Source organism: Scytonema hankhaensis NUACC26, assembly GCF_045865695.1.
Taxonomy (GTDB): domain Bacteria; phylum Cyanobacteriota; class Cyanobacteriia; order Cyanobacteriales; family Nostocaceae; genus Scytonema.
This window is the reverse complement of sequence record NZ_BAACAP010000057.1, coordinates 1-8,695: the sequence shown is the minus strand read 5'-3', so window position 1 is coordinate 8,695 and position 8,695 is coordinate 1. Positions and strand designations below refer to the sequence as shown.

Below are 8,695 nucleotides of genomic sequence, written 5' to 3'. Positions count from 1 at the left end.
GAAATTGACACAACGTAAGCTAAGTTGTATTCAGCAATTTTTCTAATAAATTGGCTACTTTCACCATATAAACTATCAGCCAATATTAATTCAATATTGAACCCTGATTCCATTAATTCTGTAATTATCTCTGATGCTAACTCTATTTTAGTTTTATATTTATCTGACTCCTTTAATGTTCCTTTTGGTTTAAATACTTTGACGATTAATGGAAAACTTATATTAGCGCAAACTCCATAAGCATTGACTGAAACTATTCCATTATCTACTTTTCCTACGCTTACTAAATATTGTCTAGCTACATAATCAGTCTTTTTACCTTTTTTCTTATCTCCTGTTTCATCTATTACTAATGTAATTGCCCGACCATCTAATTGTTTCTTTAACTTATTTACTGACCAATCTGAATTTGCTAAAAAATGGTGTAGTGACTGTGCCGAATTTATGCTCACTACCTTTGCTATCTCTGGTAACGATTTTCGTTTTATCGTTGATATTATCCCCATGTGTAAATATTTGAAGCACTCATAATTCCTTACTTCTTTAAATAAGTCTTTATACTCTGCACAATATTCATCTACGATCGCAACTGTTGGGTGAGCGTAAGAGTGCCAAATGTTTTAGGATTTGTAATTCTACATCCATTGCCCTGCTTACCTTCCAGAGTTTTTTCTTTTGATTCTTTTATTCAGAATACCCGGAAAGTGACAGAAGAGGGGTAGCTTGCCAGTATTGAACATCACAACGCTTGCCGAACACTATCTCTTGAATGTATCTTTTTTCTTGCTTATTGTCTGAAAATATACGGTTATAGGGTCGCCACCGATTATATCTAATTTTCTGCCCTTGAGGTAGCCACACACCATGATTACTCCGAATTGCTACTACAAAGTTTAGTTCTAATTCGCACAAGACACTTATGAAGTTGCGATCGCTTTCACCATAAAGACTATCTGCTAGTACCAGCTTGAAGTTAAACCCCATTTCTCGGAGTTTTCTAATCATAGAAGCAGCGATTTCTGGTTTAGTTTGATAGACATCTCCTTCTAATAACCTTTGTTTGGGTTTGTAGACTTCAAACATTAAAGGAAATGTCATTCCTTCAAATAAACCATATGCTGTAACTGCTACTATTCCGTTCTCTATTTTTCCTAAATTCCCAATATATTGTCGTTTAACATAATCTGTCGTATTCCCCTTCTTTGCATCTCCTGTCTCATCAATAATTAGTATGATTTCTCGCCCTGAGAGAACTTGTAGTATTAACTGTAATCTCCCTTCTCTCAATTGCTCAACCGTCCACGGTGATTCTGTTAAAAAATGCAATAGCCCTTGTTCGTTACTTAATCCCACCACACGCGATATTGCAGGCAGACTTTTACGTTTAATATCTGAAATCATCCCCACATGAAGATATTTAAACGCTTCAAAACTTCTCACTTCTGGAAACAGCTTTCTATACCATTCACAATAATCGTCTATAAATTTTATCGTTTCGGCAGGTTTTCTTGCCCCAAACATAGCCCAGCAAAGAGTTTGCGACATTTTACTCTATTATTCTCTCATAAGAGTGATGGAAGAGCGTTATTGTTCACAAGGTCGTAAGCGATCGCCCTGGCAGAAGTGAACCACGAGTTCGTAAACGCCGCCCGAAAGCTTACCCCGTAATGACAAAACCCCGGCACGAATTACAGAAGCAATTACAAACTGCTTAATCCGCAAGTGTTTCAGCTTTTCTTAGTGCCATTCAATTTTGATATTCATTTCTGATTTTTTACTTCTTTTTTTTTCTTCATGAATAATCCAGGCTAGTCCGGGGCTTTCTTATTGCTGGCCGCTACACTTACCGCCCGAGCTCGACATCCTCGAGAATGCCGACGGCGTCGGGGACAAGGATAGCGGCGGAGAAGTAGTTGCTGACCAGATAGGAGATGATGGCCTTTTCGTCGATGCCCATAAAGCGCACGTTCAACCCTGGCTCATATTGATCGGGTAACTCCGCAGGCTGAAGACCCACCACGCCCTGATTGTCCTCACCGGTACGCATGACGATGATCGACGTGGTCTGGGTCGTTCTGTCGATGGGGATTTTGCCACAGGAATAGATGGGGATGCCGCGCCAGGCCGGAATGCGGTTTCCACCCACATCGATACTTTCCAGGTCGATCCCGATTCTGTTGCACTGACGCGCAAAGGCGGCGATGGCACGCGGGTGGGCAAAAATGTACTGTGAATTGCGCCGCCGGGTGATCAGCTCGTCTATGTCATCCGGGTGAGGCGGGCCGTTGCGGGTGGGGAAGCGTTGGCTGAGGTCGGCGTTGTGCAGCAGGCCGAACTCTTGATTATTGACCAATTCGTACTCCTGGCGCTCGCGCAACTCATGCACAGTCAATTTGAGCTGTTGTTCGATCTGGTTCATTGGCTCGTTGTAGAGATCGGCAACGCGGGTATGGACGCGCAGCACCGTCTGCACCAGGCTCAACTCGTATTCGCGCGGAGAGGTCTCGTAATCGACAAAGGTCGTGGGCAGCACGGGTTCGCCTGTATGACCGGCAGCTAACGCAATGGCGGCCTGACCGTATGTATCTTGGGCTTTTGGCGGGCGGGCTTTGAATTCTTCGATGTGGGCTTGCAGCGATTCAGAGAAAGCCACCACCTCTTCAAACGCCCGCTGCGTCAGCACCAACACCGTGCAGCGCGTAACCGCCTTCATGGTGAAGTCCCAGAGATCGCCGGATTCGATGATAGCCTGGTAGGTGAAGTGGTCGCCATCGGCCAACACCGCAAGCTCCACCTCATCGCCATACTCGCCCGTACCGATCTTGCTGACCTTGCCGTGGGCAATCAGCACAATCTGGTCGGCGGGGGTTCCCTTTTCCACCAGCACATCACCGGGTTGAAACTCCTGCTGCACAAAGCGATCTGCCAACGTGTTCAACACCATTTCCTCGTCAAACTCCCGCAACAGGGCCATTTCGCGCAACTCTTGCGGGATCACTCGTATGGTGGACCCCACATTGGTAAAGGTCACTCGGCCATCGCCCAGCGCATAGGTCAAACGCTGGTTGACCCGGTAGGAGCCGCCGCGCAGCTCCACCCAGGGCAACAGGCGGCTGATCGAGCGCGAGCTGATGCCCTTCATCTGCGGAGCAGTCTTGGCGGTTGTGGCTAACTTGCGCGCCGCATCTGTACTCAAGCTCGACTGCTCTGCTAGCATCTGCCCATTGGGGTTAACGTCTTCGGTCATCTTTCACCTTGATTTCTATGTGCACATAACTCTTCTGGTTTATTCAACCATATAAAATCCCGTTGAACCATATATGCTTCTATGGTTAGGTTGATGATTGTGAATCCAGCTGCGGGGTACCGTTGCTGTTCTTGTAGCGCGGGTTGCTGTTGTGCCATTCGAACGCGCCGCCCATCCACCCCCGCAATCCGCGCAGGAACCGCTGAAGCTCCACGTTGGGCACGGCCTGGAGCTTCTGGTGGCGTTCCCGAAAGTCATGAACCAGGTCGTTGTGAAACTTGACGGTGATCTCCGTCGCCTCTTTGATAGAGCAGCCCCGATCCGCCGCAATCTGTAGCACCATGTTGACTGGTGGCTGCTCGTCTGCCAGATCTTTGGCGACCGAAAGGAGATCGTTGACCAGGACGACGGCCGTCCCGGCCAAGAACGCTGCGTGACGGACACGGGGTTCAAAGAAGAGATCCGCCGGCAGGATGTACCCACCGATGGGGTCGAGCAGAGTCATGGAGGTGTAGAAGCTGTCGTGCTGGCGCGCAGCCAGGTACTTCCAGGCTGGCGGGTACTCGTCGCTGTAGCGCCACGCCGCATAGGCACTCCAAGAGACAAACATAGAGAAGGTGGCGTAACAGGTGCGCTGCACTTGCTCGGGTGTGGCGTACTGGGCCAGGTAGTCGATGCCTGCGCCCAGGGCCACGAGGACGCGCTCCGCAGCCAGGGCCTCCTCCAGGGGTGGAGTAAATTCCCCCGCCGGGGGTGGCGGGTCCATGGCGGTCATCGCCAAGAGGAGACGTGGGGGGAGCAACATTGGATCCGCACCGAGCTCGCTGTCGTCGGCGTAGTAGTCGTCGGCGGCCCACCAGGCCATGTTCAGCTTGGCACCGATCAACAGCCGATCTGGGTCGTCGCAGTCCGGGTGGGCTAGCATAACCAGCCGTCCGAACCGTACCTTGCGAATCTTCTCCACCTCGTCCTCATCGAACCCGCACTCCAGTGCCCAGGCCGCCAGCCGATCGTCGACCTCGTCCGCCAGCGGCTCGTTGAATCGCTCGGTAATGGGGCAGTAGAGCGGCGAGGCAGTCCCATCGCCCCAGGATCTCTCTGCATATGCCGGATCGAGGTCCCCCGCCGGGGCGAGGTCTGCCTGGAGCAGCCGTGAATCCAGGTTACCGGCACGAGCAGCCTTGGCCAGCTCGCTCGCCAAACGAGCGGCGGATGTACCGAGGCCGGTCGGACCGAATAAAAATGCGGTACTCGCATCATCCAGGTTGGTATCTTTCATACTCTTATCCCTGTATCAGAGTGGTGGTGTGTGGTCTGTGTGCAGTATGCGCGCTAGGCACCACACCATGGTGCGGTTTGTGTTTTGGATAAGCCTTACCGAAGGATACGATCGGCGACGATGAGCAGGTAGTGGAAGCTGCCCTCTTTGTATGCCGTAAGGAAGTAATCCTCGACCCCGGTGACGAGCGAAGACTTGGCCCGCAGTTCCCAGTAGGGAATCGTTAGGGGAGTCAGGTCGGTGACGGTAATCGGGACGAGGTTGTTCGCCGCCAGTGCCTTGAAATATTGACTGCGCGGATGGATGTTACAGATGTAATGCGTATCGATCTGGCTGACCGCCCGCGAGCGCCCCCCCGTAACGTCGTTGTAGCAACCCGTGATGCAGGCGTAGCGACCACCATCCTGCAACAGGCGTGCAAACTCGGCGAACAGCTTGAACAGATCTACATACATGGTGGTCTCATTCGTCCAAATGCTGCGCATGGCTCCCGTCTCGAAGCCGGTATCCAGCATGTTGCGAAAGTGGAACTTGACCTTGTCGGCCACGCCGCGCTGCGCAGCCTGGTCGTTGGCAAACTCGACTTGAGATTCTGAGATTGACACTCCGTCGACCTGACAACCAAAGCGTTCATTGACCATGAAGCTGGTGCCGCCGCGACCGGAACCGCCATCCATCACGCGGTCATCAGGCTTGACATCGCCCAGATGGTCGAGCAGGAAGGCCGCCTGGGCGTGTTCGAGCCGGTGCAGCTCGCGAATAATCCGATCGTCGCGCTCACCTTCGGGGGCCTCCAACACCGACCAATCGACATCGCCGATCCCGTAGTGGTGGTGGTAATAGCCGTCAACTTGGCCGAGCAGCAGATTAACGGGATTCTTTTCTTGGTTCCAATAGTTGGCAACCGACTTCTGATATTCGCTGCGCAAAACATTGTCGGCAGTGATAGTTTGGGGCATGTCCATAGAATGTGTTAAGTGGGTATACAAAATTATTTGTGTCATTGCGAACAAAGTGAAGCAATCCCAAACGCTTGCGATTACTTCGTTTCGCTTCGCTGCACTCGTAATGACAATATACAATTAATTTTGTATGAGTACTTACTCCTCAATAGGTGTTTCAATGAGTGTATGGTGAAGATGCTGACAGTTGACTGTTCAGGTACCTCTGCCGGGATTTACTAGCGTCCTAGCTCGACATCTTCGAGCACCCCGACGGCATCGGGTACGAGGATGGCAGCGGAGAAGTAGTTGCTGACGAGATAGGAGATGATGGCTTTCTCGTTGATGCCCATAAAGCGCACGTTCAACCCCGGCTCGTGCTGATCGGGCAACGCTGCGGGTCGAAGACCGACCAGACCTTGATTGTCCTCACCGGTACGGACAACGATCACGGAACTGGTCTGGGTGTCGCTGATGGGAATCTTGTTGCAGGGCAAAATCGGGATGTTGCGCCACGCCATGACTCGTTCGCCCCCCATATCATGGGTGTCGGGGTAGAGACCCAGCTTGCTGCACTCGCGGCCAAAGGCGGCAATGGCACGCGGGTGGGCAAAAATGTACTGCGCATTGCGGCGGCGGGTGATCAGCTCATCAAAATCATCTGGCGTGGGCGGGCCATTGCGGGTGGGAAAGCGCTGGCTGAGGTCGGCGTTGTGCAACAGGCCGAACTCTTGGTTGTTGACCAACTCGTACTCCTGGCGCTCGCGCAACTCGTGCACCGTTAGCTTGAGTTGTTCCGCAATCTGGTTCATCGGATCGTTGTAGAGATCGGCAACGCGGGTGTGAACATGCAGCACCGTCTGTACCAGGCTCAACTCATATTCACGCGGAGAGGTTTCGTAATCGACAAAGGTCGTGGGCAGCACGGGTTCGCCGCTGTGGCCAGCAGCCAGCTCGATGGCGGCCTGACCGTGCCGATCGTGAGGCTTGGGGGGGTGGGCTTGAAACGCCTCGATGTGCGCCCGAAGCGATTGTGAGAGGTTGACCAGTTCTTCAAAAGAGCTTTGTGTTAGCGCCAAGACCGTACAGCGCGTGATCGCCTTGATGGTGAAGTCCCATACGTCCTCGGATTCGAGAAGGGCTTGACTGGGAAAGTGGTCGCCATCGATCAACACACCCAATTCCACCTCATCGCCATACTTGCCCGTACCGATCTTGCTCACTTTGCCGTGAGCAATCAGCACAATCTGGTCGGCGGGGTTTCCCTTCTCTACTAGGATGTCACCGGGTTGAAACTCCTGCTGCACAAAGCGGTTGGCCAACGCGTTCAAGACGGTTTCGTCTTCAAAGTTGCGCAGAAAGGCCAGCTCGCGCAGCTCATGGGGAATTACCTGAATCCTTGACCCGACGTTCGTAAAGGTGACGCGACCATCACCCAGCGCATAGGTCAAGCGGCGGTTGACGCGATAAGAGCCGCCGCGCAGATGCACCCAAGGCAGCAGGCGGCTGATCCAGCGTGAGGTGATGCCCTGCATCTGCGGAGCGGTCTTGGTGGTTGTGGCTAACTGCTTCGCAGCCCGAGTACTCAGGCTCGACTGTTCCGCTAGCGTCTGCCCATTAGAATTCACATCTTCTGTAAACATATTTTTGCCAAAATGTCGTGAGATTGTTTAAGGTAATCTACTTTTTGCTGTGCCTACTTAAATAAAAATAAGTGGCTTTTTAGTGAAACTTTCATTGTGCAAGAGTCTGAATGAATATATTACTGATTGACTATCAATTGCTGGTTTTGAATGACTAGATTCGTGTTCCGCACCAACTCAAAACCACTAAGAAATTTTGTCATACATCTTCAGCCAAGATTTATCTTTGCTCTATCTCCAAAAATAGCCACAACAGTTGTCTATGGAATAATCTCAGTTCTTAAGAACAAAATACAATGGGAGTTGAAGATATTTAACTATCATTAAAGTAGACAGTTAAGTGAATAATTCAAATTAAAAAAAAATAATAAGTAATATAACAGTTTGTGACTTGAAGGACATAAAAGCGGTTAACCCGCATTTCTCACAAGCTTTAAGCGAAGAAGGGGCGGAGGGGCAGCTTTCAAAGGTAGGGATTTAAGAAAGGGGCAGTTCAGGCGGTAAAATACACAACTGAAGCCAAACCGCAAAAATATGCACAGCAAATAGGGTGAATAAGTTTAGGGTGTGGGAGGGAGAATGCAAGTAGGAAAAAATGAGGAATTAAGACAATGGACTAGAACAGTGATAGAACCCACATTCCGTACTTCAAAATGTAGTATGCTAACAGAAGCAATTGGCGATCGCCAATTCTCTAAAAATCATCACAAAATCTGAGTATTTATGCTTAAATTTTTCCGAGAGTTTGATCCGTTGCGATCGCTAAATTCTCTAAAATAACAGTATTTATACTCATAGAATTATCAGACAAGGTATACTACAAACCGAAATGCGGAATGTGGGATAGAAAAAATGGCCAATCTATCAAAACCGCAAGCAGTAGTACTAGCAATGTGGAGTTTTGGCATAGTTATGACTCAATCAAGCGGATTGACAACGGTTTCGGTGTTTTTAGCAGAGCTATTAGGGGACTTCCAAGCAATAAAATCACCAATTAAAAGAATAATAATCATTATTTTAGGGAAGGAGAAGCAGCCGTCGGCTGCTTCTCCTTCCCCTTTTTGTAGTAAATTTAGTTGTTTCGTGGTCGCCATGTATGACGCGGAACCCATTGGAGGACTTCTGTAGCAAGTTGGGTGTTAATAAGAGCTTTGTAAGGCTTACGTTCATATTCATGGCCACCATGCCAATCCACTTCAGGAAGGAGGGATTGAGCCATTTCTTGACTCGGGATTGGCTTGCCGATTGGAAATAATAAAATCGTAAGTTTCTTCATCAAAAACACCTGGTGGTCGCAAACAAATAGTTGGGATACCTGTGCTATCGGTAAAATATCTGCACATTTCTTCACCAAGGCGCTTAGAAACCGCATAAGGGGTGGTTGGATAACAAGGATGATTGTCATCTAAAGGAAGATAATCTGGTTTTCTCTCACCTTTAAAGATTCCTAATACATCAACACTGCTGAAAAAAACAACACGTTTGAGTTTTGCCTCTGCTGCTGCTCTTAGAATATGCCAAGTTCCGAGAAGATTGACTGCCATTATTTCATCCGGCGTGTCCTCAGAGTTTCCAAGTAGCGCAG

General features: G+C 49.7%; 7 protein-coding genes and 2 pseudogenes. 1 reads left to right on the top strand and 8 read right to left on the bottom strand.

All coding sequences use genetic code 11. The features are described from left to right. The 6 genes and pseudogenes from ACKTT2_RS01355 to ACKTT2_RS01330 form a co-directional block, all read right to left on the bottom strand. Positions 1-645: pseudogene (locus tag ACKTT2_RS01355) on the bottom strand (transposase); the annotation flags it as partial. Between the two features lie 72 nt (positions 646-717). Next, positions 718-1,521 (bottom strand): annotated as a pseudogene (locus ACKTT2_RS01350) (IS701 family transposase); the annotation flags it as partial. A gap of 322 nt (positions 1,522-1,843) precedes the next feature. After that, the gene (locus ACKTT2_RS01345) at positions 1,844-3,247 is read right to left on the bottom strand and encodes a family 2B encapsulin nanocompartment shell protein (protein WP_407883192.1); all 1,404 of its coding nucleotides are present in this window, start codon (positions 3,245-3,247) and stop codon (positions 1,844-1,846) included. 85 nt (positions 3,248-3,332) lie between these two features. Further along, positions 3,333-4,526 carry a family 2 encapsulin nanocompartment cargo protein terpene cyclase gene (locus ACKTT2_RS01340; RefSeq protein WP_407883190.1) on the bottom strand — a complete coding sequence of 398 codons (1,194 nt, stop codon included), beginning with the start codon at positions 4,524-4,526 and terminating at the stop codon, positions 3,333-3,335. A 95-nt stretch (positions 4,527-4,621) separates the two neighbouring features. Next, positions 4,622-5,491, bottom strand: coding sequence for a geranyl diphosphate 2-C-methyltransferase (locus ACKTT2_RS01335; protein WP_407883188.1), 870 nt, complete (start codon positions 5,489-5,491; stop codon positions 4,622-4,624). 215 nt (positions 5,492-5,706) lie between these two features. Then, positions 5,707-7,110 carry a family 2B encapsulin nanocompartment shell protein gene (locus ACKTT2_RS01330; protein WP_407883186.1) on the bottom strand — a complete coding sequence of 468 codons (1,404 nt, stop codon included), beginning with the start codon at positions 7,108-7,110 and terminating at the stop codon, positions 5,707-5,709. 579 nt (positions 7,111-7,689) lie between these two features. Between ACKTT2_RS01330 and ACKTT2_RS01325 the strand changes: the two genes are divergently transcribed. Further along, a complete protein-coding gene (locus ACKTT2_RS01325) occupies positions 7,690-7,827 on the top strand; it encodes a hypothetical protein (RefSeq protein WP_407883184.1) in 138 nt (45 codons plus the stop codon). A 200-nt stretch (positions 7,828-8,027) separates the two neighbouring features. On the opposite strand, the gene ACKTT2_RS01320 is transcribed toward ACKTT2_RS01325, so the two are convergent. Together ACKTT2_RS01320 and ACKTT2_RS01315 are read right to left on the bottom strand one after the other, a co-directional pair. Beyond that, on the bottom strand, positions 8,028-8,222 hold the full coding sequence (locus ACKTT2_RS01320; RefSeq protein WP_407883182.1) for a hypothetical protein: 195 nt from the start codon (positions 8,220-8,222) through the stop codon (positions 8,028-8,030). Positions 8,223-8,306: 84 nt separating this feature from the next. Next, a partial coding sequence (locus ACKTT2_RS01315) for an NAD-dependent epimerase/dehydratase family protein (protein WP_407883180.1) occupies positions 8,307-8,695 on the bottom strand: 389 nt, incomplete at its 5' end.

Bases quoted from the DNA above. Each gene is read 5' to 3' on its own strand.
- ACKTT2_RS01345 (WP_407883192.1), bottom strand. From the start codon at position 3,247: ATGACCGAAGACGTTAACCCCAATGGGCAGATGCTAGCAGAGCAGTCG.
- ACKTT2_RS01340 (WP_407883190.1), bottom strand. From the start codon at position 4,526: ATGAAAGATACCAACCTGGATGATGCGAGTACCGCATTTTTATTCGGT.
- ACKTT2_RS01335 (WP_407883188.1), bottom strand. From the start codon at position 5,491: ATGGACATGCCCCAAACTATCACTGCCGACAATGTTTTGCGCAGCGAA.
- ACKTT2_RS01330 (WP_407883186.1), bottom strand. From the start codon at position 7,110: ATGTTTACAGAAGATGTGAATTCTAATGGGCAGACGCTAGCGGAACAG.
- ACKTT2_RS01325 (WP_407883184.1), top strand. From the start codon at position 7,690: ATGCAAGTAGGAAAAAATGAGGAATTAAGACAATGGACTAGAACAGTG.
- ACKTT2_RS01320 (WP_407883182.1), bottom strand. From the start codon at position 8,222: ATGGGTTCCGCGTCATACATGGCGACCACGAAACAACTAAATTTACTA.